The sequence below is a fragment of the Mesorhizobium sp. USDA 4775 genome (genome assembly GCF_054062655.1).
The window spans coordinates 302730-329323 of record NZ_JBSSFM010000001.1; the positions used below are offsets into that span (position 1 = coordinate 302730).

A 26594-nucleotide genomic window follows, 5' to 3' on the forward strand; every position below is an offset into this window, starting at 1 on the left:
ACATCCGGCCAGGCTGCCTGATCAGCGCAGCCGACCGATCGGGATGATTTCCGGCGAGGTGTCCGCATAGGGTTCGCCTTGCCAGTCGCCGAGCCATTGCTCCACCAGCAGGCCGGCGTCATCCAGCATCCCGGCAAGATCTTCCCTCTTCGGAAACGCTATTTTCGATTCCGCGCCCAGAATCGGCCTGCCGCCCGGAATTTCATAGAAGGTCGAATAGGTGACCACCGCACTGGCGGCATCCCAGTCGGCATCATACCAAGCCCTGACCGTGCCAAGGCTGGGATGCTCCACCATCCTTTCGGAGCGCCGCGGCGTCCATTCCAGCCACGCCTCCACGGCGGGATTTCGCGTGTCGAAGACGAAGCGCCCACCGGGACCGAGATGTTCGGCGATGGTACGCAGCACCGCCCGCTGATCCTCGTCGGTCAGGAAAACCTGGAAAACGTGACCGGTGAGCAGCACCAGATCGAACCGTCTCCCGAGCCGCACCGTTCGCGCGTCGGCGACAACCCAGTCGACCTTGTCACCGCCGGTCCTGCGTCGCGCGATATCGAGCATGGCCGATGCGGGATCGACACCGGTGACGTTGCGCCCTTGGGCCATCTCGGCGGCCAGTTGACCCGTGCCGCAACCAAGATCGAGAACCGATCCGCCATCCCGGGCAAGACCGACGCAATAGTCGAAATCGGCGCGGCCATCCTGATTCTCGATGTCGTAGAACTGAACGAAGTCGGGATCATTGTAGATCGGATCGGTCATGCCGCGGCCTATAGCCCAAATGCTTGCGATGCGCGACAGGCGCAATCCACGCCGCCGTCGAGGCTGCGGCCTTGCTCGGGCCCCATACTCAGCCGGCCGCGTCCTGACGATAGCGGCGCATCCAGTCGAGGCTTGTCTCGTCGGCGAGCTTTGCGACGCCCGGCCGGATGTTCCTGGCATTCGGCGGTTGAACGCCGAGGGCCTCGCAGATGGCCAGCAAGGTCGCCGCCGGATCGGCGGAGAGACGATCGTAGCCGATGCGCAGCGGCCTTATGACTTGCGCCGCGAACCAGATGTTCCACGCCGTGTCATAGGCTTCGAGTTTGGCGAGTTCCCCTTTGATCCGCTCGAAATCATAGTGGGGTTCTTGCGCCGGTGCGACCCTTTCGATCTCGGTGCCGTCGGGCGCAATGTGCCAAAGACCGGTCTGCTGTGCCTTGATCAGCGAGATCGCCTGCGCAAGCTTGTTCTCACGCGACAGATGTATGTAGAGAATGCGGCCAAAAGCTCTTCCGAAACGCGCCGCGTCCGACGCCAGCCCTGGGAAAATCCGGTCGAGGATCGCCGAAAGCTCATCCAGGTTTTCGCGCATCAGGCGCAGGCCGAAGATGCCTGTCCCGCCCTTGCCGGCGGTGATTGCCGCATCGAGATAGGCAACGTCGAATTCAAGCTCGCCCATCGTGTCGCGGGCTGGCAGTTTCCACTCCTCGGCCCATTCCGGCAGGTCCTGCCGCCGATAGAAGGAGTGCGGATCGCCCGATGTCCCGGTGGATGCCAGGAGCTTGCACAGCAAGGTGCTGCCGGTTCTCGGCGTGCCGCAGATAATGTAGGCGTCGAACATCCCGCTGCCCTCGTCGTTCATCGCAGGCAGGCAACCCCGGCCAGTTCACCGCCGCCTATAATTGAAATCGCTGCTGGATGCGACGGGCGCACTCCAACGGTGTAAGCAGGCTGGTGTCGACTTCGAGGTCGTAACTTATCCCCGCGTGCACGTGGGGATATTGCCAGCGCGCCAGCCCCGGCAGTCTGTCGGGTCGCCGGGCCTCGCGGGCTTCCAGAACCTGCAGCGGCGCCATCACGCCGACCAGATGGAGATCGAAGGCCGACAGCAGTTTGACATAGTCCGATAGTTCGCCGTTGCACAGCACATCGTCGACGATCAGGTCGTTGCCTTGCCCGGCCATGGCGGCAATGGCGTGGCGCATGCCGCGCAGGGTTTTTTCGCCCACCGGCCCGGCCCTGATCACGACCGCGGGTTTGCCGTCCTGTCGGACGGTTTCGTAGGAGAAGCCATCGGCATGGTTCTGCAAGGCCTCGGGCAGCATCTCGAGGAAACTGTCCATCTGGACATGCAGGAACGGCGCGGCGGTTATTGTCTGCAACGCCCTGGCAATCGAGCTTTTGCCGGCACTGCCGACGCCATTGAGCAGAACGATCCTGGCTGTCATCGTTAAACGCCTCTCTCGGACCAGCCTACCGGTTGCGCACCACCACGCACGCCCCGCCGACGCTCTGCAATTTCTGGCAGATGACATTGGCGGCGGCACGATCGTCGATCCCGATCCTGACCGCATAGATGCCGCGCCGGCCGATCGGCGTGCGCACCCGGCTCACCACCGGATCATGGCCGGCAAGCAGCGCCGGAAACCGGCTCCTGACCCTGAGCCACTGGCTGATAGCGGCACTGCGGCGGAAATTGCCGGCCACCTGGACGCCCCATGGTTTGACGTTGATCGAGGCCATCGCCACGGTCTGCGACATGATGACAGGCAGTTTGCGGCAAGCGACGGCAAAATCCGTCTTGGCATCGAGCGGCACGATTTTTCCGGCATAGGCGGGGTCGGTGAACTTGTCGACCGGCTCGCCCATGACGTCGAAGACATAGCTCTCGGTCTCCATCGGCAGGAAGCCGCCCGAGCCCAGCCAGCGCGACACCCGGCTTTCGCCGGCATTGTAAGCGGCCGCCGCAAGGCCAAGATTGCCGTAGCTGGTTTTCATTTCGGCGAGATATTTCGCCGACGCCGGGATCGCCTGGTTGATGTCGAAGGAGTTCTCGAGGCCCCGCATCTTGGCGGTGCCCGGCATGAATTGGGCGATGCCTTCGGCGCCGACGGGACTGACGGCATTGGGATCGAAACGGCTTTCCTTCCAGATCAGCCGGGCAAAGAAATCCCGGGGCAGGCCGTTCTGGTCGGCATGGGCCTGGATCAGGTTGCAGACCTTGTCGATCAGCCGCTGCTTGGCCGATTGCGGCGGATCGGCCTGAACGGATGTCGAGCAACCCAGGGCGCAAAGCAGAACCAGCGTCACCCTGAGGAAACGCTGCATTTCGTCTACTCCGCCGCGGCTTTGCCGCCGCGCCCAAACCTCTGCTCGATGTAGTCGGCGACCATTTTCTCGAAATCCGCCGCGATCGACGGTCCGCGCAGCGTCGCCGCCTTCTTGCCGTCGACGAAGACGGGCGCTGTCGGCGTCTCGCCGGTGCCCGGCAGCGAAATGCCGATATCGGCATGCTTGGATTCGCCCGGGCCGTTGACGATGCAGCCCATCACCGCGACCTTGAGGTTCTCGACGCCGGGATATTTTTCGCGCCACACCGGCATGTTCTTGCGCAGGTCGGCCTGGATGTTCTGCGCAAGCTCCTGGAACACGGTGGAGGTGGTGCGGCCGCAGCCGGGGCAAGCCGCGACGATCGGCACGAACTGGCGGAACCCCATGGTCTGCAAAAGTTCCTGCGACACCTGCACTTCGCGTGTGCGGTCGCCCTTCGGCTCCGGCGTCAGCGAGATGCGGATGGTGTCGCCGATGCCTTGCTGCAAGAGGATGCCCATGGCGGCGGACGAGGCGACGATGCCTTTCGAACCCATGCCGGCCTCGGTGAGGCCGAGATGCAGCGCATGGTCGGAGCGGGTCGCAAGCTCGGTGTAGACGGCAATCAGGTCCTGCACGCCGCTGACTTTGGCCGACAGGATGATCTTGTCGCGGCCAAGGCCGATCTCTTCGGCCATCTCGGCCGACAGGATAGCCGACTGCACGATCGCCTCGCGCATCACTTCCTGCGCCGTCAGCGGGAAACCCTTGTCCTGGTTGTCGTCCATCAGCCGGGTCAGAAGCTCCTGGTCGAGCGAGCCCCAATTGACGCCGATGCGCACCGGCTTGTCATGCTTGATCGCCATTTCGACGATATCCGTGAACTGCCGGTCCTTCTTGTCCTTGAAGCCGACATTGCCCGGATTGATGCGGTATTTGGCCAGTGCCTCGGCGCAGGCCGGATGGTCGGCTAGCAATTTGTGGCCGATATAGTGGAAGTCGCCGACCAGCGGCACATTGATCCCGAGGCGCAGCAAGCGTTCGTGAATGCGCGGCACGGCGGCGGCGCTCTCGTCACGGTCGACGGTGATGCGCACGATCTCGGAGCCGGCGCGGTGCAGTGCCGCGACCTGCGCGACGGTTTGATCGATGTCGGCCGTGTCGGTGTTGGTCATCGATTGCACCACGACAGGCGCGCCGCCGCCGACGGCCACGCCGCCGACATCGACGCCGACCGAGGTGCGGCGGGGGAAGGGAAAGGAAAAATATCCGGTCATGCCGGCAGCCTTTTGTCTCTGAAGCCCCGTGCGTCCACTCGGACGCACAAGCACTCCCCGGGGCCGATGCGCTGAGGTTCGGGCATGAGGTGGAGGAGCAAAGATGGCTTGTCAATGGCGACAGGTCGCCACTGGCAGCAATTGATCCCAGCCGGCGAGCTGGAACAGGACAAGACCCGGCTATGGCCAGGGGCAAAAAGGGGGATCGGAGGGATATTAGCTGCGGCTTATGACTTAGCGTTGAAAATCAAAACAACAGCACCGGCGGCGGTTGCCGCCGGCAAGGAGACCGCATAGTGGCGGCTATGTCAGTCGGGCATCAATGCGTGGTCGGTTGCGCTTTCAGTTTCTCAATCGCATCCTTGAGTGCCAGCTTGCGTCGCTTTAGATTCACGATTTCGAGGTCGTCCACCGACGGGTGGTTCATCGCGTCATCGATTTCGCGTTCGATGTCGCCGTGTTTCCGCTGCAACTCATCAAGATGGGATGCAAGAGACATGATTGGTTCTCCCTTTCATGGTTTTCCTCGATTGCAGCCGTCACGGGGCGTCCACCGCAGGTCGTTCTGTGACGGCACAATGACACTTTGCCACCTTCCGACTGCGATGTCGAATGCTGCGTGGTAGCATTCCACGACAAGGTGAAATGTGATATGGCCTGCGCGCCGGTGGCAGAAATTGCCACCCCCGCCCAATCAGGCCCAGTTTTTGGGCGCCGCAGACGTGCAGACGGTAGAGAATGTCCGATCAGGAACAGGCCGATATTCGCCTCGAATTTTCCCGGCTGAAGCAGGAACACGCCGATTTCGATGCGGCGATCAACGCGATGATCGCCACCAATTGCGACCCGCTGCAAATCCAGCGCATGAAGAAGAAGAAGCTGGCGCTCAAGGACCGGCTGATGAAGCTGGAAGACAAGATCATTCCAGACATCATCGCCTGAACGCTTTCCCTATCCGCCGATCGACAACCTGGCCGCGCGATCGCGCAGCAGGCCGATGAGACTGCCGGTCCGCTCGTCGGAGGTGTCGATGGGAACCACCAGGCACATCGTTGCCTCGACCTTGCCCGGCGCTGAAAAGACCGGCACGGCAAGACATTTCGTATAGGCATCGACCAGGCCCGAGGTGACGCAGTAGCCGGTCACCCCAGCTTTGGCGATGTCGTCGATGAAATCGTCGAGCCGCAGCTTGCGGCCGTCGGGCAGCACGAGATCGTCTTCCGACACCATGGCTTCGACCTCGGCCCGCTCCAGCCCCGCCAGAAGCAGCCGGCCAGACGCGGTCCACGGCAGCGGTATCTGCAGGCCGGTGGCGGAGCTGATGCGGAACGGCCTGGTGCCTGGGCTGGAGTGGACGATCGTATAGCGGCCGCTCTGCAGCATGCACAGTTCCGACGTCTCGCCGGTCTCGCGCGACAGATGGTCGACCTCCTGGCGCCCGCGACGCAGCAGGTCATTGCCGCGCACATAATCCATTCCATAGAGATAGAGCTTCTTGCCGAAATAGACGCGGTTGCCGTCGCCCGCCATTTCCAGCAGGCCGGCGTCGACCAGCGACCGCACCAGCGTGTAGGTCGTCGAGCGCGGTGCGTTCACCCCCTTGGCTAGGTCGCCGATGCCGATCGCCCGCTGCGTCGCGTGCAGGAAGTCCAGGATCTCGAGCACCCGGTTGAGGCCCTTCTCGCGGGAGGCGGTCGTCTTTTCGTCGGCCGAAACGGCCAAGGCATTGCCATCTTGCATTGTCGATTCCTGGTGTTAGTATCTGTCTTGTACAGGATACATGCGTCTCTTGTAAGAGACAATCGCTTTGAAATCATCGACGTGTGTCTTGCCTGTGCATGGGGAACACAACACGAAAGGAGGTCGCCGTGAACGACACATCCGGAAGACGTGATTTTCTGAAATTGGGAATGGCGGGACTGGCGACAGCCGGCGTGCTGGCAACCGTCGATGCGCAGAAGGCGGCCGCCCAGGCCGCATCCGACAGCCTGCTGCGCACCGTGCTCGACCGCGGCAAGCTTATCGTCGGCACCGGCAGCACCAACGCCCCCTGGCATTTCGAGAACGATGCCGGCGAACTGGTCGGCATGGACATCACCATGGGGCGCATCCTGGCCAAAGGACTGTTCGACGATCCGACCAAGGTCGAGTTCGTCATGCAGGACCCGGCGCAGCGCATCCCCAACGTCACCACCAACAAGGTCGACATCACCATCCAGTTCATGACGATGACGGCGCAGCGCTCGCAGCTGATCAACTTCAGCCGGCCGTACTACGTCGAAGGCGTCGCCTTGCTGACGCTGCCCACCGCCGAGAACAAGACCTTCGACAAGCTGCTTGCCGGCGGTTCGGCGACGCGCATCTCCATCCTGCAGAATGTCGATGCCGAAAGCTCCGTCCACTATGCCTTGCCGCAGGCACAAGTGCTGCAGATCGACACCCAGGCCAACGTGCTGCAAGCGCTGGAATCCAAGCGCGCCGACGCGGCCGCCGTCGATCTGTCCACCGTGCGCTGGCTCGCCTCGCGCAATCCGGACAAATACTTCGACGCCGGCAAGAGCTGGTATTCGATGCTCTACGGCGCGGCCTTGCGGCAGGGCGATCTCGACTGGCTGACCTACGTCAACCAGACCTTCACCATCGCCATGTTCGGCCATGAATCGGCGCTCTACGATGCCGCCTTCAAGGATTATTTCGGCCAGGAGCCGCCGGCACGCCACCCCGGCTTCCCGGTCATCTGATCCCGGATCGCGGAAGGGCGGCATTCCAGCCCTTCCGCAATCCACTCGACGGCCCTCACACCGAGGCGGACGCATGGGCTATGCCCTCAATTTCAACCTGATCTGGCGGCATTTCGACAAGCTGTGGGGCGGTCTGCTGCTCAGCCTCGAGCTTGCGGTGATCTCGATTGCGATCGGCACCGTCATCGGCCTGGTGCTCGCGGTCTGGTACGTCTCGGCCGGACGCGTCGTGCGCGCGATCATCGCCGCCTATGTCGAATTCATCCGCAACGTGCCGCTGATCCTGCTCGTCTATCTCGTCTTCTACGGTGTACCGACCGTGGTCGACCTGGCCTACAGCGCGCCGACCTCGTTCGTCCTGACGCTGTCTGTCTATAGCGGCGCCTATCTGGTCGAGGTGTTTCGCTCGGGCCTCGAGGCCGTCCCGCGCGGCCAGCTCGATGCCGGCAAGGCGATCGGCCTGACGCCCTGGCAAAGGCTCATCCATGTGCGCCTCCCGACCATGCTGCGCATCACGCTGCCCGCGCTGTCCAACACCTTCATCTCGCTGTTCAAGGACACCTCGATCGCCTCGGTCATCTCGGTACCGGAACTTACCTTCGGCGCCCAGTGGATCAACTTCAACACCTTCCGCATCGTCGAGGTCTATCTGGTGACGACGGCGATGTATCTGTTGACCGGCTACATCCTGCTTTTCGGGCTCAGGCTCGTCGAGCGCCGGTTCCGGGCGGCGCGCTGACATGGCGAGCCAGATCCTCTACGCCCTGCCCTTCCTCGCCAAGGGCTTCGCCGTGACCCTTTGGGTGTCGCTTCTGGTTGTCACCCTGTCGCTCGTCGCCGGCGTCCTGCTTGGCGTCGGCCTGGTCTATGGCCCCGCCCCGCTGCGCTGGGCGGTGCGCATCTTCTCCGACACCATCCGCGGCATTCCGATCCTGGTGCTGATGTTCTTCGTCTATTACGGCCTGCCCGCGATCGGGCTGCATCTGCCGTCCTTCTGGGCCGCCGTGCTGGCACTCACCCTGTTCAAGACGGCGCAGGTCATCGAATATCTCAGGGGCGCGGTCACCTCGATCCCGAAAGGCCAGTCCGAGGCCGCGATGGCGATCGGGCTGACCTTCCGCCAGCGGCTCACCTCCGTCATCTTCCCGCAGGCGTTCAGGCGCTTCCTGCCGCCCTGGATCAACGGCGTCACCGACGCGGTCAAGGGCAGCGCACTGGTCTCGCTGCTCGGCATCACCGATCTAATGCAGGCCATCAACCAGGTCATCGGCCGTACCTACGAGGCGATGCCGCTCTATATCCTCGGCGCGCTCATCTATTTCGCGGTCAACTACGCGCTCTCGCTCGCCAGCCGGCGGCTCGAGCGGCGCTTTGCCTTCATTCGGGAATAGCACGATGTCCGACGCCACAAACGCCAGTCCCGCGCTGCTCGACGTGCGCGATGTCTCCAAGGCCTTCGGCGCCGTCGAGGTGCTGCGTTCCGTCAGCCTTCAGGTGAAGCGCGGCGAAGTGGTCACCGTCATCGGCCCTTCCGGCAGCGGCAAGACCACGCTGCTGCGCTGTGTAAACTTCCTCGAAAGCTATGACTCAGGCTCGATCCGCATCGACGGCAAGGAGGTCGGCTATCGCGAGGCCGGAACGCGCCAGCGCCGCAGCGAACGCGACTTGGCCGCGATGCGCGCCGAGACCGGCATGGTGTTCCAGAGCTTCAACCTGTTTCCGCACCTCACCGCCGCCGGCAACATCATGCTTGGACTGACCAAGGTGCGGGGAAAGAGCCAGGCCGAGGCGCGCCAGATCGCCGAACACTGGCTCGGCCGCGTCGGCCTCACCCACAAGGCCGACAGCCTGCCGGCCGAGCTCTCCGGCGGCCAGCAGCAGCGCGTCGGCATCGCGCGCGCGGTGGCGATGGAGCCGAAAATCCTTTTGCTCGACGAGATCACCTCGGCGCTCGACCCTGAGCTGGTCGGCGAGGTGCTGGCCGTGGTGCGCAGCCTCGCCGAGGACGGCATGACCATGCTGATGGTGACGCATGAAATGGCCTTCGCCCGCGACGCTTCGAGCCGCATCGTCTTCATGGCCGATGGCGGCGTCAGCGCCGTCGGGCCGCCCAAGGAGATCCTGGCGGCGGAAACCAGCAATGAGCGCCTCCGCACCTTCCTGGCGCGCTTCCGCGCCTCGCATTTCTGACATTGGACGGCCGTTGCCGTCCCAAGGAGCCTGCTTCCATGACGCCTTACATCCGGCTCGCCGAACTCGGCCTGACGCTGCCCGAGCCGCCGACGCCCATCGCCAACTTCGTCACCCATGCCGAGAGCGGGCGATTGATCTTCCTGTCGGGCCAGGGGCCGCTGCGCGCCGACGGCACGCTCTGCACCGGCAAGGTCGGCGAGGACGTCACCGTCGAGCAGGCCTATGAGCACGCGCGCCTGACCGGGCTCAATCTGCTGGCCGTCATGCATGCCGCCGCCGGCGATCTCGGCCGCATCGTGCGCGTCGTCAAGCTGCTCGGCTTCGTCAACGCGACGCCGACTTTCAGCGACCACCCGAAAGTGGTCAATGGCTGTTCGGACCTGTTCGCCGATGTCTTCGACAAGATCGGCGGTCACGCCCGCTCGGCGATCGGCGTCGGCTCGCTGCCTGGAAACATCACTGTCGAAATCGAGGCGGTCGTCGAGATCGCCGCCTGACCTGCCACTCACGGGATCCGCTCACATGAAAACCTATTCCGACACCGGCTCCAACACCACCATCCGCGAACGGCTGGGCTTGCGGCCGATCATCAATGTCTCCGGCACCATGACCGCGCTCGGCGCATCGATCATCGTCCCGGAGGCGATCAGCGCCATGGCGGAAATGGCCTCGCAATGGGTGGAGATGGACGATCTGCAGCGCGCCGCGAGCACTGTGGTGGCGCGCCTCACCGGCGGCGAGGCCGGCTTCATCACCGCCTGCTGCGCCAGCGGCATCACCATGGCGATCGCCGGCGCGATGACGGGAACCAGCCTGCTCGCCATCGAGCGCCTGCCTGACGACACCGGCGACCTCAAATCGGAGGTCGTCATCCAGCTCGGCCACATCGTCAATTACGGCGCCCCGATCGACCAGTCGATCCGCGTCGCCGGCGCCAGGGTGGTGCCCGCCGGCACGGTCAGCGTCACCCAGGACTATCATGTGCGCGAAGCGATAAACGAGCGCACGGCGGCCGGCCTCTACGTCGTGGCCCACCACACGGTGCAGTACGGCATGCTGTCGCTGGAGGAATTCTGCGAGATCTGCCACGCCAAGGGCGTGCCGGTGATCGTCGATGCAGCGTCCGAATATGATCTGCGCGGTTTTCTCGCGCGCGGCGCCGACGTCGTCATCTACAGCGGCCACAAATTCCTCTCAGGCCCGACCAGCGGCATCGTCACCGGCCGCAAGGATCTGGTGCGGGCCGCCTATCTGCAGAACCGCGGCGTGGCGCGGGCCATGAAGGTCGGCAAGGAAAGCATCGCCGGCACCATGGCGGCACTCGAAGCCTGGGAGAAGCGCGATCACGCCGGCATCCGCCGGCGCGAGGAGGCGGCGCTCAACCTCTGGAAGGACGCTTTGCAGGGACTGCCGGGCATCTTTGCCAAGATCATCCCGGACCCGACTGCCAACCCGCTCGACCGGCTGCAGATATTCATCTCGCCGGAGAGCCGCTTCAGCGCCGCTGGCCTCGCCTCGGCGCTGGCGGCTGGCTCACCGCCGATCATCGTGCGCAACCACGAAGTCGAGCGCGGCCATTTCTTCCTCGACCCCTGCAATCTGCATCCCGGCGAGGCCGAGATCGTCGCCGAGCGGTTGCGTGCAGTGTTGACCGCGAAGGACCGTCCCGCCGATGCGATGAAGGCCGCCCGCAAGGATTCGTCCGGCGTCTTGCGCTGGCCGGATTGAGCGCTAGGCCAATCATCCCAAACCATCAGTGATCACGCGACTGTGAACAGCGGGATCGCGGGCTGTGGGAATAAATCGGCGCCGCGACAAGTCTCCTCGGCATACGCCACCACTGGCGTTGAGGAGACCGGCATGCCCCATCATTGCAAGGACAGCGAACACGGCGGCAGCCGTCGCGATGCGCTGGCAAGCAGGATGATCGTCAGGCTCTCCTTTGTGGCGCTTGACAGCGGTGACGCAGATGAATTCAGTTTCGGCAAGGCAGGCGGCTCTGCCTGCTTCCGGGGGCTTTGCCCCTGCGAGCAGGGCAAGGTCGCCGTCGCATCTTGAGGCGGCACGGCCTGGAGTATCGGATCATGGTGCCGCTTTGAGCGAGAGGGCCCTGGCAGAACGCTTCAACGAAGTGGTGCTGCCGCATCTCGGCGATGCGCTGGCGCTGGCCCGCTGGCTGACCGGCAATGCGGCCGATGCCGAGGATGTGGTGCAGGATGCCTGCATCAAGGCGCATGCCGGCATATCAGGCTACGCCGGCGGCAACGCCCGCGCCTGGCTGCTGACCATCGTGCGCAACACCTCATACACCTGGATGGCGCGCAACCGGCCGCGTGCCATGATGGCCGTCGGCGATCTGAGCGACCTCGATGACATGGCGGCGGCGCACGGCACCAGCATGCCCGACGAGGACGGCCCGGAGGCGAGCCTGATCGCCAAAGCCGATACTGCAGCACTGGAGGCGGCGATCGCGGCTCTGCCGCAGCCATTTCGCGAGACGCTGGTGCTGCGTGATATCAACGGCCTCAGCTATCGCGAGATATCGGCCATGCTTGCCGTGCCGATCGGCACGGTGATGTCCAGGCTGGCCCGCGCCCGTGGCCTGCTGGCGTCTAAATTGGGGAGAGCGTCATGACGCACGACGACGGGCTGCCCAACGATCCCGAAGGTATCAGACTGATGATCCATGCCCTTGTCGATGGCGAGCTTGATGCGGCAGCCGCTCTTGCCGTTGAGCGTCGCATCGCCGCCGACCCCAAGCTTGCCGCCGAGCATGCCCGCATTGTCGCATTGCAAGGCGCTGTCAGCCGCCTGCCGCGCCCCGATGTCAGCGACGCGTTTCGCGCCCGCATCGCGTCGATCGGCATGGCGGGCACCGAACGGCAGGCGCCGGTCGAGGCCGAGCCGCAGCGGGGCACGCCGTCGACGCTGCCGGGGTTGATTGCCGGCGCTGGCGGCGGCCAGCGGCGGGAAGCCGGGACACGTCCATCCCAGGCGCGGCCATCGCCGAGAGCGCGCCGCTTCGGCTCGTTCGACTGGCGCGCCATGGCCGCGTCGATCATGATCAGCGCGGTGCTGGCCAGCGGGGCGACACAATGGGTGATGCAGAGCGGCGTCGATGACGGCTTTGCCGCCGCGGTCGCCAGCGGCCATCGCCGCAGCCTGCTTGCCGCGAGCCCGATCGACATCGTCTCGTCCGACCGCCATACGGTCAAGCCCTGGCTCGACGCCCGCATTGGCGTCTCGCCGCCGGCGCCCGACCTTGCCCAGGACGGCTACGCGCTGATCGGCGGCCGGGTCGAGGTGATATCCGGCCGGCCGGTGCCGGCCCTGGTCTACCGCCACCGCGAACACTTGATCACGCTGGTCGCCGAACCGCAGCAGGGCGGCAAGACCACCCAGCCGGACGACCTTTCGTCCGGCGGCTTCTCGATGGTGCACTGGAGCGACGGCGCCTTCTCTTACTGGGCGATCTCCGACATGGAACGGCCCGAACTCGACGACTTCGTCGCCCGCTTCCGCAAAGCGGCGGTTTAGGCTGGATTATAGCCACCGGCCTTGCCGGTGGCCTGATATCCTTGCGGCCCCGCGCGAATTCCGCTAAGGCGCGCCTTTGTCGCCGGGGAGCAACAAGCTTGAACGATCAACGCGCCGACGTCGCCATCATCATGGGCAGCCAGTCCGACTGGGCGACGATGCGCCAGGCGGCCGAAACGCTGGAGGCGCTCGGCGTCCCGCACAAGCGCCTGATCATCTCGGCGCATCGCACGCCCGACCGGCTCTATGAATTCGCCAAGGGCGCCAAGGCCGCCGGCTACAAGGTCATCATCGCCGGCGCCGGCGGTGCCGCGCATCTGCCCGGCATGACGGCGGCGATGACGCCGCTGCCGGTGTTCGGCGTCCCGGTGGAATCCAAGGCGCTGTCGGGCCAGGATTCGCTGCTCTCCATCGTCCAGATGCCGGCCGGCATTCCTGTCGGGACACTGGCCATCGGCAAGGCCGGCGCGGCCAATGCGGCCCTGTTGGCAGCCGCCGTGCTGGCGCTCAACGACGACAAGCTTGCCCAGCGTCTCGATGCCTGGCGCGCCTCGCAGACCGCCAAGGTCGCCGACGAACCGACGGACACGCCGTGAGCTTGCCCGCCGGATCGACCATCGGCATCATCGGCGGCGGCCAGCTCGGCCGCATGCTGGCGATGGCCGCCGCCCGCCTCGGTTACCGCACCATCGTGCTGGAGCCGCAGCCGGATTGTCCGGCCGCCCAGGTCGCCAACCGGCAGGTCACGGCAGCCTATGACGACCCGGCCGCCCTTGCCGAGCTGGCGGCGGCAAGTGCCGTCGTCACCTACGAGTTCGAGAATGTTCCGGTCGCGGCGGCAGAAGCGCTTGCCGCCAAGGTTGCGGTCTATCCGCCGGCACGCGCGCTCGACGTGGCACAGGACCGGGTGAGCGAAAAGACATTCCTCAACGGCATCGGCATTGCCACCGCCGATTTTCGTCCGGTCGACACCGACGAGGAACTGACGGCGGCGCTGAGGACATTCGGCGGCAATGGCATATTGAAGACGCGGCGCATGGGCTATGACGGCAAGGGCCAGCGCGTCTTCCGCAACATGGAAGCGGGCGGCTTCGCCGGCACCTGCGAGGCGATGGGCAATGTGCCGTTGATCCTGGAAAGCTTCGTGCCCTTCGAGCGCGAGATCTCGGTGATCGCGGCGCGTGGCCTGGATGGCGCCGTGGCTGCCTACGACCCGGCCGAGAATGTCCACCGCCACGGCATTCTCCACACCTCGACTCTGCCGGCCGGCGTCAAACTTGAAACGGCTGAAGCGGCGCGAACGGCCGCGGCAAAAATCCTGTCGGCGCTAGATTATGTCGGCGTCATCGGCGTCGAGTTCTTCGTGCTTTCCGACGGTTCGCTGCTGGCCAATGAGATCGCGCCACGCGTCCACAATTCAGGCCATTGGACCGAGGCGGCCTGCATCGTTTCGCAGTTCGAGCAGCATATCCGCGCCGTCGCCGGCCTGCCGCTGGGCAGCCCGGGGCGCCACTCCGACTGCGTGATGGAAAATTTGATCGGCGACGACGTGCTGCGCGTGCCCACCCTGCTCGCCGAGCCCGATCTGATGCTGCATCTCTATGGCAAGGCCGAAGCACGGCCCGGCCGCAAGATGGGCCATTTCACCCGCATCAGCCGCCGTACTTAGCTCAAAACGAGCTATTGCACCTCGTCGCTGCCCTCGTTGGGGCTGGCGCAGCTGGCATCGCCTTCGCTGCAATTGGCCGAGGCCGCAAGCTGGTTGATGCGGTCATTGGTGAGCCTGGTCAGGCACTGCGAGACCTCCATCGCGTGGATGGAGCCGCCCACGCTGGCGGCTGTGCTATGCGCGCACTCGGCGTCGCGGAAGGTGATCCAAGCGCGTTGCGCCACCTGCAGCAATCTCTTGCCGTTGGCATCATCGGAGCTGATCAGGTCCTGATAGGCCGCATTGAGCTTGGCGTCGGCGGCCTGGTAGTCCTCGCCGGCGCAAATGTTCATCATCTGCTGGCTGTCGTCGGAGCGGTCGCATTCCTGTGCGCGCACGATCGACGTTCCCGCCAGGACGACAAGGCAGGCGGACAGCAATATTCGGCGCATGATCGACCCCAAATCACTTGAAATACACCGCATCATCCCAGCCCGCCCGGAACCGTGCAATGCCGAGCGGCTGATATGGCGGATATTTGATGATATGGAGGTGTGGAGCATGCTTGCGGTTGACATGGGCAAGGCTCCTCGTTTATGAGCCACCCACCGTTGAAAAGGCGCGTCTTCTGGCGCGCCTTAAAATTTCGACCCGGAACCGGGTCCACACCGACAGGCAAGACCATGAAGATCAAGAATTCGCTCAAGGCGCTGAAGGCGCGTCACCGCGACAACCAGCTGGTTCGCCGCAAGGGCCGCGTTTACATCATCAACAAGACCGCCCCGCGCTATAAGGCGCGCCAGGGCTGAGCTTTAGGCCGGAGGCTTTTCGCCTCCGCCCCTTGATGCTTGTCGGCCTGCCGACCTTCTCACGCTAAAATCACTTTGCTGTTCCGCCGCCCGGGACTAGAATCGGGCGATGCGGATTCTTTTTGCATTTTTGACAGCCCTGCTTGTTTCCGGCGCCACAAGCGTGCCGGCCAGGGCCGCGGACGACCAGCCGGCGGCGCCGGCTGCCCCGGAGGCTCCCGCCGCGCCGATGACCAAACAGGCCCGGCTCGACAAGCTGTTTTCCGACCTCAAGCGCGAACGCAACGAAAAGGCGGCCGAACGCATCGCCGGCAACATCTGGGGCGAATGGTTCCAGTCCGGCAGCGCCTCGATCGACCTGATGATGTTGTGGTCGCAAAAAGCGATGGACAATCAGAAATTCGACGTCGCGCTCGATTTGCTCGACCAGGTGGTGACCTTGCAGCCGACCTATGCCGAAGGCTGGAACCGGCGCGCCACGGTGCATTTCATGATGAAAAACTACGGCAAGTCGATGTCCGACATCGACCACACGCTGCAACTCGAGCCGCGCCATTTCGGCGCGCTGTCGGGCCTGGCGCAGATCATGGCGCTGACTGGCCACAAGCAGTCGGCGCTCGAGGCCTGGCAGAAGGTGCTGGCCATTTATCCGATGATGCGCAGCGCCCAGGACCAGGTCGCCACGCTTTCGGAAGAGCTTGCCGGCGAAGGAATTTAGTGCAGGGAATAGGGCGTAGGCAGTAGGGGAAAGATTGGGCGGCAAACACCAACCTACTGCCTACTGCCTACTGCCTACTGCCTACTGCCTACTCAAACTTATCCCACGCCACCCCCGTATCTCCCCACATGAACCTGATCTCCGCCGCGTTCGCCTTCCTTCTCGCGCTCGTCTTTGCCCTGGTCGGCGTGACCCGCGTCGGCTCGTGGCTGATCGAGCGCCGCGATCCACCCATTGGCGAATTCGCCGACATCGGCGGCGCCCGCATCCATTATGTCCACATTCCAGCCGCCGCCAATGCGGAGCTGCCGCCGATCGTCTTCATCCATGGCGCCAGCGCCAATCTCGGGGATCAGGTGCTGCCGCTTCGGCCGCTGCTCGAGGGCCGCGCCGAAATGCTGTTCTTCGACCGGCCGGGTCACGGCTGGTCGGGGCGCGGGTCCGGCAACAATGAGGATCCGTCGGCGCAGGCCAATACCCTCGCTGCCCTGATGGACCGCCTCGGCATCAGGGAGGCGATCATCGTCGGCCATTCCTTCGGTGGCGTGGTGACGGCGGCTTTCGGCCGCGAGCATGCCGACAGGACGCTCGGTCTCGTCTTTCTGGCGCCGGCGACCCATCCCTGGCCGGGCGGCGCGACATCCTGGTACTACGACCTGACCACCGTCCCGGTGATCGGCCGGCTCTTCTCCGAAACGCTCGCCTATCCCGCCGGCACATTTCAGATGGCCGATGCGACGACCTGCGTATTCTCGCCCAACAAGGTGCCGGACGACTATCTCGGCACGGCCGCGATCCCGCTGGTGCTGCGGCCTGCGGCCTTTCGCGCCAACGCCACCGACGTCGCCGGCCTCTATCGCTATACGCTTGGCGCCGCGCCGCACTACAAAGAGATCCGCGCGCCGACCGTGGTCATTTCGGGCGACCGAGACAAGGTCGTCTATGCCCATATCCATTCCGTCGGCCTGGCGCGCGATATACCGGGCGCGGAGCTCGTCTGGGTGCACAATCTCGGCCACAAGCCGGACTGGATCGCCTCGGACCTCGTCGTCGGCGCCATCGAGAAGGTAGCCGGCGGGGATGTCGACCTGGAGGCGATGGCCAGAACGGTCGAGGCGCGGATCGCCGGCGATGCCTATGGTGTGGGCAAGTGCGCCGACATCAAGGAGCCCCAGGCCGAACTCGCGCCGACCTGAGATGTATGTCCTCAAGCACGGCATCAAGAAAAACCCGGAAAAGCGATGGGCGCTGCCGGATCGCATCTTCTTCGGCTACGGCGCATGCCACATTCTTGCAGGCACTTTCCTCAAGCATCCCCCGCTTGAAGGATTTTATGCGGAGCGGATCATTCCGGCCGAGGGCTTTTCAGGAAACCATGTCTATGTGACGAACGGCGTCATCGCTTTCGACTACCACGGCTACTCCGACCGCGAGCGCCTTTTGGAGCACCATCGAAAGGGCTGGACCTCCCACAGTGCCGGTTGGCACTGCACGATCCAGAAGGTCGATTTCGACCTGCTCGACACGACCGAATTGAACCGGCGAAAGATGTTGGGTCCGGATCAGTATCTATATGACGCAGTTCTCCGTGCGCGTCGGTTTCTTCAGCGCAGGGACCACCCGGAGGCCGCGGCAAGATCGCTCAGGATCGCGACGGCCAGAGGCTAGATGAAGGCTGGGATCCTTGTCCCGCGCTTTGTATTCCAGCCACGGCGAGCCGCACGAAACCGCGCGACACGCTTCAGTCTCAAAATCAGCTGCTTAGCGGCTGCCCTGCTTTTCCGAGCCGACATAGGCGATGCGCAGCATGTTGGTCGAGCCGGGCGTCCTCAGCGGCACACCAGCGGTGATGATGACGCGGTCGCCCGGCTTGCCGAACTCTTCTTCCAGCGCAATGCGGCAGGCGCGGTTGACCATGTCGTCGAGATCGGTGGCATCGGGCGAGACGACGCAGTGCGTGCCCCACAGAAGCGACAGCCGCCGCGCGGTGTTGAGGATCGGCGACAGCGCGATGATCGGCACCTGGGGCCGTTCGCGCGCGGCGCGCAGCCCGGTGGTGCCGGATGCCGTGTAGGTGATGATCGCCGACAGTTTCAGCGTCTCGGCGATCTCGCGGGCGGCCAGTGAGATGGCGTCGGCGCCGGTCGCTTCCGGCTCGGAGCGCTGGGCGTTGATGATGCCGGCATAGGTCGGGTCGGTTTCGACCTTGGTCGCGATGCGGTTCATCATCGCTACCGCTTCGACGGGATAGGCACCCGCCGCCGATTCCGCCGACAGCATGATGGCGTCGGCGCCCTCGAAGACAGCGATCGAGACGTCGGAGACTTCGGCGCGGGTCGGCACCGGTGCGGTGATCATCGATTCCAGCATCTGCGTGGCGACCACCACCGGCTTGCCGGCGCGGCGCGCGGCGCGCGTGATCTGCTTCTGGATGCCGGGCACGGCTTCCAGCGGCATCTCGACGCCGAGATCGCCGCGGGCGACCATCAGCGCGTCGGACAGTTCGATGATCTCAGCCAGCCGGGCGACGGCTTGCGGCTTTTCGATCTTGGCCATGATCAGGGCGCGGCCGCGCGCGATCTTGCGCGCTTCGGCCAGATCCTCGGGCCGCTGCACGAAGGACAGCGCAATCCAGTCGACGCCCGTGGCGAGCACCGCGTCGAGATCCTTGCGGTCCTTCTCGGTCAGCGCGCCGACCGGCAGGTCGGTATCGGGCAGGCTGACGCCCTTCTTATCGGAAATCGTCGTGCCGGCGACGACCGTGCAGACGATCGACTTGCCGTCACTCTTCACCGCCTTCAGCTCGAGCTTGCCGTCGTCGATCAAAAGACGGTGACCGGGCTCGACCGAACTCAGGATCTCCGGATGCGGCAGATAGACCCTGGTCGACGTGCCGGGCTCGGGATTGTCGTCGAGCGTGAAGGTCTGGCCTGGCGTCAGCACTTCCTTGCCATTGGCGAACTTGCCGACGCGCAGCTTGGGCCCTTGCAGGTCGGCGAGGATGCCGATCGGCCGACCGACCTTTTCCTCGACGGCGCGGATGCGGCCGACCAGCGTGCGCATCAGTTCGTGGTCGGTATGGCTCATATTGATGCGGAACACATCGGCGCCCGCTTCGAACAATTTCTGCAGCATCTCCTCGGAGGAGGATGCCGGACCGATTGTGGCTAGGATCTTGACCTTGCGGCTGCGTCTCATTGACTGTTGGTTCCCGGGGCGGCTGGTGCGCCTCCCGTTGCGGGTTCATCGGTCAGCTGGACCATCCAGCTTGCCTGTTCGCCCGTGTCATATTCCTGGAATCCGGCGCGCTGAAAGCCCCGGGCGACGCAGTCGTTTACGCCGGCGATCTTGAACTCTTTTTCAGCCACGCACATGTTGATCGGGCCGTCCCAGCGTCCACCGCGCTCGGCGTCTTCTGCATAAAGATAGTAAAACCTTGATGACAGCGGCCCTTCGATCAACGTCTTGCAGCTCGATCCTTCAATGTGCCACCAGCCTTCGGTGATCCAGCCGGCCTTGGCACGATAGCCAATGCCGACGCCGACCAGGTTCTGCGTGGCGTTGCAGACACGGAAATCGGCGCGCGCCGGCGAGGCCATGACCATCGCCGACAGGCCGACGGCCACGGTCAGGAACGGCATGGCAAAGGCAGAGCGCATGCGCTGCCTGCCAGCGGAACCCATCCGAAAACCCCTCAAGAACCACATCTGCATCTCTCTGCGCCCCTTTTCGGAAAAGTCCGGGCGCATGTCAACGCGCCGTTTTGATCAATTCCAATCGATTTAGGAAGGCTCCCGGCGCACTATCCGTCGCCCTTTGCCAGATTTCCCGATAAACCTTGGCCAAACAACGGCATTGCGCACGCGTCGTCTTCGTGGAATGACGATAGCACCCTCCCCGGAAGCCAGCGAACAGACCATTTCCCGCCAATGACCCGATCCACAGTTTTCGCGCCTTTCGACATTGTCGAGGGCGACCGCAAGCGGGGCATCGTGCTTCTGGCCGATCATGCCCGCCGCGACCTGCCCGACGACTATGGCAGCCTCGGCCTGCCCGCGGCGGAGTTCGACCGGCACATCGCCTATGACATTGGCGTCGAAGCGGTGACGCGCGAACTCGCCGGCTTGCTCGACGTGCCGGCGGTCATCGCCAATTTTTCGCGGCTGTTGATCGACCCCAATCGCGGCGAGGACGATCCGACGCTCATCCGCCAGCTCTATGACGGCACGGTGGTGCCGGGAAACTATCCCATCGCGCCGGAAGAGCGCGAAAGGCGGCTCGACCGCTTCTACCGGCCCTACCACGACGCCGTCGGCGCCATGATCGCCTCGGTCGCGCAGGCTTCCGGCCGGGCGCCCTTCATCTTCTCCGTGCATTCCTTCACGCCGGTGATGCAGGGCAGGCAACGTCCGTGGCATGTCGGCATCCTGTGGGATCTGGACGACCGGGTTGCGCGCCCGCTGATCGATATGCTGGCGCAGGACAAGAACCTGATCGTCGGCGACAACGAGCCCTATGACGGCGCGCTGCGTGGCGACACCATGTTCAGGCACGCCATCGTCAACGGCTATGCCCACGCGCTGATCGAGATCCGCCAGGACCTGATAGCGGACCAGCAAGGCGCGCTTGCCTGGGCCGAGCGCTTGGCGCCAATCGTTGACGCGATAGACCGCCGTCCCGATATACATGCGGTAAAAATATTCGGCTCGCGCACCGGGCCGCTATGACGGAGGTTCCGATGACCAAACTCAGCGACGAGCAGAAGCGCGATTTCGAAGCCGCCGCTTTTCGCCGGCTGGTCGAGCACCTCAGGGAACGCAGCGACGTGCAGAACATCGACCTGATGACCCTCGCCGGTTTCTGTCGCAATTGCCTGTCGAACTGGTATCGCGAGGCGGCCAATGCCGAAGGTGTCGATCTCTCCAAGGATCAGTCGCGCGAGATCGTCTACGGCATGCCCTATGCCGAGTGGCAGGCTCTCAACCAGACCGAAGCGTCGGACGCCAAGAAAGCCGAATTCGAGGCCAGACGGCCGAAAGATCACTAAGACACGGCTGGCGTCAAGAACTGGCTGGTCTAGCCGGCCTCGGCAGAACTGGTCAGGCGTGTTTGCCTGATCTTCTCCATAAGATCGCTTAGGACACGTCGATAAATTGCTGAATCGATAAAGCTCGTTTTGGGGGATTCCGAAATCCTGCGTTGCTTTGTAGACATGGGCGGTGATCGATGTCGCCGCTATAAAGCTCCGCTATGATGCGGTTAGCCCCGTGCTGGACGAGCGTGGTCGTCGCCGCTTTGCGGCGGCGGAAGCGCTCACCGCGGGCTGGGGCGGGATCGCGGCGGTGTCCGCGGCAACGGGGATCGCGCGTAGCACCATCGGATATGGATTGCGGGAACTGCGCGGCGCGGCGCCGGATTCAGCTCTTGGCGGCATCCGGCGCAAGGGTGCCGGACGCAAACCTTTGACGCAGACGGATCCGACACTTCTCAGCGACCTGGAAAGGCTTGTCGACCCCGCCACGCGTGGCGATCCGATGTCACCCTTGAAGTGGACATCGAAAAGCTTGCGGAACTTGGCGGCGGCGCTTTGCGCCATGGGCCATCGTGTCGGTCATGACGTCGTCGGTACTCTGTTGAAAACGCTTGGGTATTCTCTTCAGGGCAATCGAAAGACGCTGGAGGGATCGAGCCACGTCGATCGCGACGCACAGTTCCAGCACATCGCCAGGACGGTCAAGGACGCCATTACGGCCGGTCAACCTGCGATCTCCGTCGATACGAAGAAGAAAGAACTCGTCGGCGACTTCAAGAATGGCGGACGTGAATACCGACCGGCCGGAGCACCAGAGCCGGTCCGCGTCCATGATTTCGTCGACCCGAAGCTCGGTCGTGCCGCGCCCTACGGTATTTATGATATCGCCGATGACAAAGGGTGGGTCAGCGTCGGGATCGACCACGATACCGCTGCCTTCGCCGTCAACGCCATACGCTCCTGGTGGATCAGCATGGGGCGTGATCGCTACGCGCACGCTCATACCTTGACGATCACCGCCGACGGCGGCGGAAGCAACGGTTCGCGCGTGCGCCTGTGGAAAGTCGAACTCCAAAAGCTGGCCGACGAGTTGGGGTTGACCATCGCTGTCCTCCATCTCCCGCCCGGCACCAGCAAATGGAACAAGATCGAACACCGCCTCTTCTCGTTCATCTCGAGAAACTGGCGTGGACGACCGCTCACCGATTATCGCACCATCGTCGAACTCATCGGCGCCACAACCTCGACGGCGGGACTGACCGTTCGTTGCGAACTTGATGAAAACCGCTATCCCGCCGGGATCAAAGTCTCCGACGAGGACATGGCCAGCTTGAACATCATTCGCAACGAATTCCACGGTGAATGGAACTATACAATCAAGCCGCAATCCCAAAAATTAGCGCGATAAATTATCGACACGTCCTTAGCATGCCACGGGCTTCGGCCGATCCAACGTGATCAACGTAGTCTCGCGATTCTACAATCTCCCCATTTCGCACGCGCATGACGAAGATACAGGGATAGGAAACAGCCTGGCCGCTTTCGATCACGTGCCCCGCATAGCTGAATTCAGCCACGATGACCTCCGGATCGGCAGTCTCATGGACATGAATATTCGTCGGCTCCAATCTAATCGTCGGGGTGCCCTTCATTGCCCCAAAATGTCGCCGAAGTGCTTCGCGGCCGACAAGCTCAGGTCGTTTCAATGGGTCGAATGGGTGTACTACCGACGTGTTCTCCGCATACAATTCCGGCAGATCTGGGCTTGCTTCGCAAATCCCGCGCACCAATGCGAGGAATGTGTCTTTTGGTGTCCGTGTTGACGGCAATCGATACTCCTATAAGTCTTCAAATGGTGGTGCAACCACGCTTGATCGCCGTGCTTCGGCATGGCCGGGCAGCGTGCCACCGGCGGCGGCGCAGCACGGATCATCTCTCATCTGGCCGCTGGTCTCAAGAAAGCATGGATGCCGGCCTTCCTTGATGGCAGGACATGCGCAGCGGCACCGCACGAAGACGTGGCCAGCTGGCCCTCCGCTTGGCCCAGAACTTTGAGCAATGAGTGCTTGACTGAAAATTGAATCGATCTAATTTGCCGCGCAAAGCCATTTCTTGACCGGATTCGAGCCATGTATGCGCAAAACGCCATGCAGACTGCCATTCGCGGGCGATGGGCCGTGGCGGCCATTTTCCTCGCCAATGGCTTCCTGACCGGTAGCTGGGCGCCGCAGATCCCTGTGTTCCTGACCCGGCTCGACATTTCGAAATTCACGCTTGGCCTGCTGATCCTTTTGTTCGGCGCCGGTGCAGTCACCGCCATGACCTGGTGCGGCCACCTGATCTCGAAACATGGCTCGCGCACCGTGCTGCGCTGGTTCGGCCTGTGCGGCAGCCTCGGCCTGCTGGTCGTGGCGCTGGCGCCCAACGTGCCGCTGGCGGCCATCGCCATGTTCATTTTCGGCGGCTCGATCGGCGGCATGGATGTCGCCATGAACGCCAATGCGGTGGTGGTGGAGCGAAAGATGTCGCGCGCCATCATGTCCTCCTCGCACGGCTTCTGGAGCCTCGGCGGTTTCGCCGGCGGCGGCCTCGGCGGCTTTGCCATCCAGCACTATGGCCACCTCGCCCATGCCGCGGTCGTGACCGTGCTTGCCTTCGCGGCGATCGCGATGGCGGTCGGCTATCTCGTCGCCGAGGACAGGCCACAGGCGGCCGAGCATCACAAATTCACGCTGCCGGCAAACCCGCTGGTCTACCTGATCGGCCTGATGGCTCTGCTGACGATGATCTCCGAGGGCGCGGTGCTCGATTGGGCGGCGCTGTATCTGCGACAAGAACTCGGCGCCGACCTTGCCGTCGCCGGCCTTGCCTATGCCGCCTTTTCCGGCGTCATGGCGATCATGCGCTTCTTCGGCGATGGCGTGCGCAACCGCTTCGGCGCGGTGCCGACGCTGCGCGGCTCGGCTGTCGTCGCTGCCACCGGCATGCTGGTCGCCGGCCTGTCGCCCTCGCCCTGGCTCGCCATCGCGGCCTTTGCCCTTTGCGGCTCAGGCATCGCCAATATGGTGCCGATCATCTTTTCGGCGGGCGGCAACCAGGAAGGCATGTCGTCGGGCACCGGCATGAGCGTTGTCACCACCATGGGCTATTCCGGCATCTTGGTGGCGCCGTCGGCGATCGGCTTCGTCGCCGAGCATTCCAGCTTCGGACCGATCTTCATCGCCATGTCGGTGCTGCTGATCGTCGTCTTGCTGATGGCGGGCCTCGCTCACCGCGCCGAATTCGCCGCCGTGCCCGCCGAATAGCGCTTCAACTCCTCGTGGAGAAAATCCGCCACACGGCGGATGCGCACGCTGCTGCGCACATCGCGATGCATCGCCAGCCATACCGGCAGGCTTGGCAGCGGCAGGCCGGGCAGCACCTTCTCCACCAGCGGGTCGCGATCGGCCAGCGGCTCCTGGCCGAGGCCAATGCCGTTTCCCGCCCGCACCGCCTCCCACAGGACGACCTGGTTGTCCGCCCTGAAACGGAAACTGCTCCGGGTGACCGGGAGGCCGAATTGCGTAAAGCCCCGGATCATCTCGTCGCTGCGGTCGAAGCCGATCAAGGGGTGATCGGTAAGGTCGGCCGGCCCAAGCGGGCGGCCGCGCCGGTCGAGATAGGAAATGGCCGCGCAGGCGCAGAGCGGGATGTCGCAGACCTTGCGTGCCACCAGTTCGTTCTGCGCCGGCTTGACCATGCGGATGGCGATGTCGGCGTCCCGGCGCAGCAGGTTCTCGACCTGGTTCGAGGCGACGATCTCGACCTCGATGCCGGGTTCCTCGATGCCGAGCCGTGCGGTCATGTCGGGCAGCACATAGGCCGCCACCACTTCGCTGGCGGCGATGCGCACCGTGCCTTCGATTGCCTCGACCGAACCCAGCGCCAGGCGTGAAAACGCGCTCGCCTGCTCGCTGACCGTCTTGCCGCGTTCGAACAGCGTGGCGCCGGCTTCCGTCAGCGCATAGCCGCTACGCCCGCGCCTGAACAGCGTGACACCGAGCGCCTGCTCCAATTCGCCGATGTGACGGCCAAGCGTCGGCTGGCTGGCCGACAGCTTGCGCGCGGCAGCCGACAAGCTGCCGGTTTCCGCGACCGTGACGAAGCTCTTGATCAAGTTCCAGTCGATATCAGCCATTCAATAATGAATATCAGAACTGCATCCATGGTCAATTTCAATTCATCAGTGAGGCAATCATATTCGCCCTGCAAACACCGATACGGACTGCAACCACCAACCAGGAGAATTCAAAATGACCAAGATCGCTCTCACCGCCGCCGCCCTCCTTATCGCCGCCAGCACGGCTTTTGCCGGCAGCGACAAGTTCGGCTCGAACGACGCCAGCCAGCCTGTCGTCGCCAGCACCGACGCCACGACCACCACCTCGATCGAGAAATCCGAGATCACCGATCAGAAGCCCCAGGGCAGCAACCGCGACCTCTTCGGCAGCCGCTGAACGGCGGTCCGCGGAAGATCCAGAAAGCGGCGGGCGCGTCCCGCCGCCTCAAACCCCCGTTGCTTCAAATTAAACAAGGAGACGAACAATGACCAAGATCGCAATTCTCGGCGCCAATGGCCGGCTCGGCCGCGTGGTTGCCAAGGCCTTCATCGACGCCGGCTTCGACGTCCGCACCGTCACCCGCACCGGCAATGTGCCGGCCGAGCTCGAAGGCGCCACGGCGGTTGCCGGCGATGCGCTGGACCGTCAATCGCTGATCCGTGCCACCGAGGGCGTCGATATCATCTTCAACGGCCTCAACCCGATCTACACCGACTGGGGCAAATGCTTGCCGATGGCCGAGAACGTCATGGCCGCCTGCCATGCCAACAACGCGCTGCATCTGTTCCCCGGCACCGTCTACAATTACGGCTCGCCTATGCCGGCGGTGATCACGGAAGACACGCCGTTCCATCCGACCACCGATAAGGGCCGTATCCGCTGCGCCATGGAGGATCTGTTCCGCCACGAGGCAGAGGCCAGCCGGGTGCGCACCATTCTGCTGCGCGCCGGCGACTTCTTCGGCGGCACCGGCAGCGGCTCCTGGTTCGACCTGGTCGTCGCCGCCAAGATCAGCAAGGGCGTCTACACCGCGCCCGGTCCCGCCGACCTCGTGCATGAATGGGCTTATCTGCCGGACTTCGCCGTGGGCTTCGTCGCACTGGCCAAGAATCTCGACAAGCTCGGCTCCTATGAGGCGCTGAACTTTCCAGGCCATGCCGTCACCGATGTTGAGATCAAGGCCGCTGCAGAAAAGGCGCTTGACCGGCCGCTCAAGATGACCTCGATGCCCTGGTGGGTGCTGCGCGCCGGCAGCCCGTTCGTGGCGATGTGGCGCGAGATCGTCTCGATGTCCTACCTGCGCTTCGAGCCGCATCGGTTGGCCTCGACGCGGCTGGAAGGCATCATCGGCGAAGTCCCGCACACGCCGCTCGATCAGGCGGTCGCCCAAGCCCTCGAGGACATCGGCATCGCCACTGTGAAGAGCATGAAGGCTGCCTGAGTTAAGCCGTCGGGCCATGTCCGTCA

Annotated in this window: 34 protein-coding genes; 22 read left to right on the plus strand and 12 right to left on the minus strand. The window is 64.0% G+C overall.

What is annotated here, in order from left to right; genetic code table 11:
* Positions 1-21 precede the first annotated feature (21 nt).
* The 6 genes from ACVILI_RS01520 to ACVILI_RS01545 all read right to left on the minus strand — a co-directional run bounded on the left by ACVILI_RS01520 (position 22) and on the right by ACVILI_RS01545 (position 4848).
* Entirely contained in the window at positions 22-762 is a 741-nt protein-coding gene (locus ACVILI_RS01520; protein WP_019861661.1) for a class I SAM-dependent methyltransferase, read from the minus strand.
* An 88-nt stretch (positions 763-850) separates the two neighbouring features.
* Positions 851-1603 (minus strand): Stf0 family sulfotransferase, encoded by a 753-nt coding sequence (locus ACVILI_RS01525; RefSeq protein ID WP_240564701.1) that lies wholly within the window; start codon positions 1601-1603, stop codon positions 851-853.
* Between the two features lie 55 nt (positions 1604-1658).
* Positions 1659-2210 (minus strand): phosphotransferase-like protein, encoded by a 552-nt coding sequence (locus ACVILI_RS01530; RefSeq protein ID WP_027047482.1) that lies wholly within the window; start codon positions 2208-2210, stop codon positions 1659-1661.
* Between the two features lie 25 nt (positions 2211-2235).
* Entirely contained in the window at positions 2236-3090 is an 855-nt protein-coding gene (locus ACVILI_RS01535; RefSeq protein WP_038650172.1) for a lytic transglycosylase domain-containing protein, read from the minus strand.
* 5 nt (positions 3091-3095) lie between these two features.
* On the minus strand, positions 3096-4349 hold the full coding sequence (ispG, locus tag ACVILI_RS01540; RefSeq protein WP_038650175.1) for a flavodoxin-dependent (E)-4-hydroxy-3-methylbut-2-enyl-diphosphate synthase: 1254 nt from the start codon (positions 4347-4349) through the stop codon (positions 3096-3098).
* A 319-nt stretch (positions 4350-4668) separates the two neighbouring features.
* Positions 4669-4848, minus strand: a complete 180-nt coding sequence (locus ACVILI_RS01545; RefSeq protein WP_010911953.1) for a YdcH family protein — start codon at positions 4846-4848, stop codon at positions 4669-4671.
* A gap of 239 nt (positions 4849-5087) precedes the next feature.
* Here ACVILI_RS01545 and ACVILI_RS01550 point away from each other — a divergent pair, with 239 nt between their 5' ends.
* Positions 5088-5291, plus strand: a complete 204-nt coding sequence (locus ACVILI_RS01550; protein ID WP_010911954.1) for a YdcH family protein — start codon at positions 5088-5090, stop codon at positions 5289-5291.
* Positions 5292-5300: 9 nt separating this feature from the next.
* Here ACVILI_RS01550 and ACVILI_RS01555 read toward each other — a convergent pair whose 3' ends face one another.
* Positions 5301-6089, minus strand: a complete 789-nt coding sequence (locus ACVILI_RS01555; RefSeq protein WP_019861666.1) for an IclR family transcriptional regulator — start codon at positions 6087-6089, stop codon at positions 5301-5303.
* 170 nt (positions 6090-6259) lie between these two features.
* Between ACVILI_RS01555 and ACVILI_RS01560 the strand changes: the two genes are divergently transcribed.
* The 11 genes from ACVILI_RS01560 (at position 6260) to ACVILI_RS01610 (ending at position 14489) form a co-directional block, all read left to right on the plus strand.
* Positions 6260-7090 (plus strand): transporter substrate-binding domain-containing protein, encoded by an 831-nt coding sequence (locus tag ACVILI_RS01560; RefSeq protein ID WP_019861667.1) that lies wholly within the window; start codon positions 6260-6262, stop codon positions 7088-7090.
* Positions 7091-7163: 73 nt separating this feature from the next.
* Positions 7164-7829 (plus strand): amino acid ABC transporter permease, encoded by a 666-nt coding sequence (locus ACVILI_RS01565; RefSeq protein WP_010911957.1) that lies wholly within the window; start codon positions 7164-7166, stop codon positions 7827-7829.
* Position 7830: 1 nt separating this feature from the next.
* A complete protein-coding gene (locus ACVILI_RS01570) occupies positions 7831-8481 on the plus strand; it encodes an amino acid ABC transporter permease (RefSeq protein ID WP_038650178.1) in 651 nt (216 codons plus the stop codon).
* A 4-nt stretch (positions 8482-8485) separates the two neighbouring features.
* Positions 8486-9280 (plus strand): amino acid ABC transporter ATP-binding protein, encoded by a 795-nt coding sequence (locus tag ACVILI_RS01575; RefSeq protein WP_038650181.1) that lies wholly within the window; start codon positions 8486-8488, stop codon positions 9278-9280.
* Positions 9281-9318: 38 nt separating this feature from the next.
* A complete protein-coding gene (locus tag ACVILI_RS01580) occupies positions 9319-9780 on the plus strand; it encodes a RidA family protein (protein ID WP_010911960.1) in 462 nt (153 codons plus the stop codon).
* 25 nt (positions 9781-9805) lie between these two features.
* Complete coding sequence (locus ACVILI_RS01585; RefSeq protein WP_038650183.1) at positions 9806-11011, plus strand: aminotransferase class V-fold PLP-dependent enzyme; 1206 nt, start codon at positions 9806-9808, stop codon at positions 11009-11011.
* A 132-nt stretch (positions 11012-11143) separates the two neighbouring features.
* Positions 11144-11341 (plus strand): hypothetical protein, encoded by a 198-nt coding sequence (locus tag ACVILI_RS01590; protein ID WP_019861671.1) that lies wholly within the window; start codon positions 11144-11146, stop codon positions 11339-11341.
* A 37-nt stretch (positions 11342-11378) separates the two neighbouring features.
* Positions 11379-11918, plus strand: a complete 540-nt coding sequence (locus ACVILI_RS01595; RefSeq protein WP_038650186.1) for a sigma-70 family RNA polymerase sigma factor — start codon at positions 11379-11381, stop codon at positions 11916-11918.
* A complete protein-coding gene (locus ACVILI_RS01600; RefSeq protein WP_038650188.1) occupies positions 11915-12820 on the plus strand; it encodes an anti-sigma factor family protein in 906 nt (301 codons plus the stop codon). Before ACVILI_RS01595 ends, ACVILI_RS01600 begins: the two co-directional genes overlap by 4 nt.
* Before the next feature lie 98 nt (positions 12821-12918).
* Positions 12919-13416 carry a 5-(carboxyamino)imidazole ribonucleotide mutase gene (gene purE / locus ACVILI_RS01605; protein ID WP_010911966.1) on the plus strand — a complete coding sequence of 166 codons (498 nt, stop codon included), beginning with the start codon at positions 12919-12921 and terminating at the stop codon, positions 13414-13416.
* A complete protein-coding gene (locus ACVILI_RS01610) occupies positions 13413-14489 on the plus strand; it encodes a 5-(carboxyamino)imidazole ribonucleotide synthase (RefSeq protein ID WP_038650191.1) in 1077 nt (358 codons plus the stop codon). Before purE ends, ACVILI_RS01610 begins: the two co-directional genes overlap by 4 nt.
* Before the next feature lie 11 nt (positions 14490-14500).
* Here the strand turns inward: ACVILI_RS01610 and ACVILI_RS01615 are convergent, their stop codons facing one another.
* Positions 14501-14920: a lysozyme inhibitor LprI family protein gene (locus ACVILI_RS01615; RefSeq protein WP_027047485.1), complete on the minus strand. Its 420-nt coding sequence runs from the start codon at positions 14918-14920 to the stop codon at positions 14501-14503.
* A gap of 231 nt (positions 14921-15151) precedes the next feature.
* Between ACVILI_RS01615 and ykgO the strand changes: the two genes are divergently transcribed.
* From ykgO to ACVILI_RS01635, 4 genes are all read left to right on the plus strand, one after another.
* Positions 15152-15277, plus strand: a complete 126-nt coding sequence (gene ykgO / locus ACVILI_RS01620) for a type B 50S ribosomal protein L36 (protein ID WP_006327841.1) — start codon at positions 15152-15154, stop codon at positions 15275-15277.
* Positions 15278-15386: 109 nt separating this feature from the next.
* Positions 15387-15995 (plus strand): tetratricopeptide repeat protein, encoded by a 609-nt coding sequence (locus tag ACVILI_RS01625; protein ID WP_019861676.1) that lies wholly within the window; start codon positions 15387-15389, stop codon positions 15993-15995.
* A gap of 128 nt (positions 15996-16123) precedes the next feature.
* Positions 16124-17191: an alpha/beta fold hydrolase gene (locus tag ACVILI_RS01630; protein ID WP_038650194.1), complete on the plus strand. Its 1068-nt coding sequence runs from the start codon at positions 16124-16126 to the stop codon at positions 17189-17191.
* A gap of 1 nt (position 17192) precedes the next feature.
* Complete coding sequence (locus ACVILI_RS01635; protein WP_019861678.1) at positions 17193-17663, plus strand: hypothetical protein; 471 nt, start codon at positions 17193-17195, stop codon at positions 17661-17663.
* Positions 17664-17756: 93 nt separating this feature from the next.
* Here ACVILI_RS01635 and pyk read toward each other — a convergent pair whose 3' ends face one another.
* Positions 17757-19193 carry a pyruvate kinase gene (pyk, locus tag ACVILI_RS01640; RefSeq protein ID WP_019861679.1) on the minus strand — a complete coding sequence of 479 codons (1437 nt, stop codon included), beginning with the start codon at positions 19191-19193 and terminating at the stop codon, positions 17757-17759.
* Complete coding sequence (locus ACVILI_RS01645) at positions 19190-19678, minus strand: DUF1036 domain-containing protein (protein WP_032920777.1); 489 nt, start codon at positions 19676-19678, stop codon at positions 19190-19192. The genes pyk and ACVILI_RS01645 overlap by 4 nt, the downstream gene beginning before the upstream one ends.
* A gap of 246 nt (positions 19679-19924) precedes the next feature.
* On the opposite strand from ACVILI_RS01645, the gene ACVILI_RS01650 reads away from it, so the two are divergent.
* The 3 genes from ACVILI_RS01650 (at position 19925) to ACVILI_RS01660 (ending at position 22435) form a co-directional block, all read left to right on the plus strand.
* Positions 19925-20722, plus strand: a complete 798-nt coding sequence (locus tag ACVILI_RS01650) for an N-formylglutamate amidohydrolase (protein WP_038650197.1) — start codon at positions 19925-19927, stop codon at positions 20720-20722.
* A gap of 11 nt (positions 20723-20733) precedes the next feature.
* Positions 20734-21042, plus strand: a complete 309-nt coding sequence (locus ACVILI_RS01655; RefSeq protein WP_038653467.1) for a DUF1244 domain-containing protein — start codon at positions 20734-20736, stop codon at positions 21040-21042.
* 172 nt (positions 21043-21214) lie between these two features.
* On the plus strand, positions 21215-22435 hold the full coding sequence (locus tag ACVILI_RS01660) for an ISAzo13 family transposase (RefSeq protein ID WP_038650363.1): 1221 nt from the start codon (positions 21215-21217) through the stop codon (positions 22433-22435).
* Position 22436: 1 nt separating this feature from the next.
* On the opposite strand, the gene ACVILI_RS01665 is transcribed toward ACVILI_RS01660, so the two are convergent.
* Positions 22437-22814 carry a nuclear transport factor 2 family protein gene (locus tag ACVILI_RS01665; protein ID WP_457102734.1) on the minus strand — a complete coding sequence of 126 codons (378 nt, stop codon included), beginning with the start codon at positions 22812-22814 and terminating at the stop codon, positions 22437-22439.
* Between the two features lie 342 nt (positions 22815-23156).
* Between ACVILI_RS01665 and ACVILI_RS01670 the strand changes: the two genes are divergently transcribed.
* Positions 23157-24332 (plus strand): MFS transporter, encoded by a 1176-nt coding sequence (locus ACVILI_RS01670; protein WP_038650200.1) that lies wholly within the window; start codon positions 23157-23159, stop codon positions 24330-24332.
* Here ACVILI_RS01670 and ACVILI_RS01675 read toward each other — a convergent pair.
* Complete coding sequence (locus tag ACVILI_RS01675; protein ID WP_019861685.1) at positions 24296-25204, minus strand: LysR family transcriptional regulator; 909 nt, start codon at positions 25202-25204, stop codon at positions 24296-24298. The two genes, ACVILI_RS01670 and ACVILI_RS01675, sit on opposite strands and share 37 nt — an antisense overlap.
* A 115-nt stretch (positions 25205-25319) precedes the next feature.
* On the opposite strand from ACVILI_RS01675, the gene ACVILI_RS01680 reads away from it, so the two are divergent.
* Together ACVILI_RS01680 and ACVILI_RS01685 are read left to right on the plus strand one after the other, a co-directional pair.
* Positions 25320-25523 carry a DUF680 domain-containing protein gene (locus ACVILI_RS01680; protein ID WP_019861686.1) on the plus strand — a complete coding sequence of 68 codons (204 nt, stop codon included), beginning with the start codon at positions 25320-25322 and terminating at the stop codon, positions 25521-25523.
* 88 nt (positions 25524-25611) lie between these two features.
* Positions 25612-26568, plus strand: a complete 957-nt coding sequence (locus ACVILI_RS01685) for an SDR family oxidoreductase (RefSeq protein WP_038650205.1) — start codon at positions 25612-25614, stop codon at positions 26566-26568.
* Positions 26569-26594: the final 26 nt, after the last annotated feature.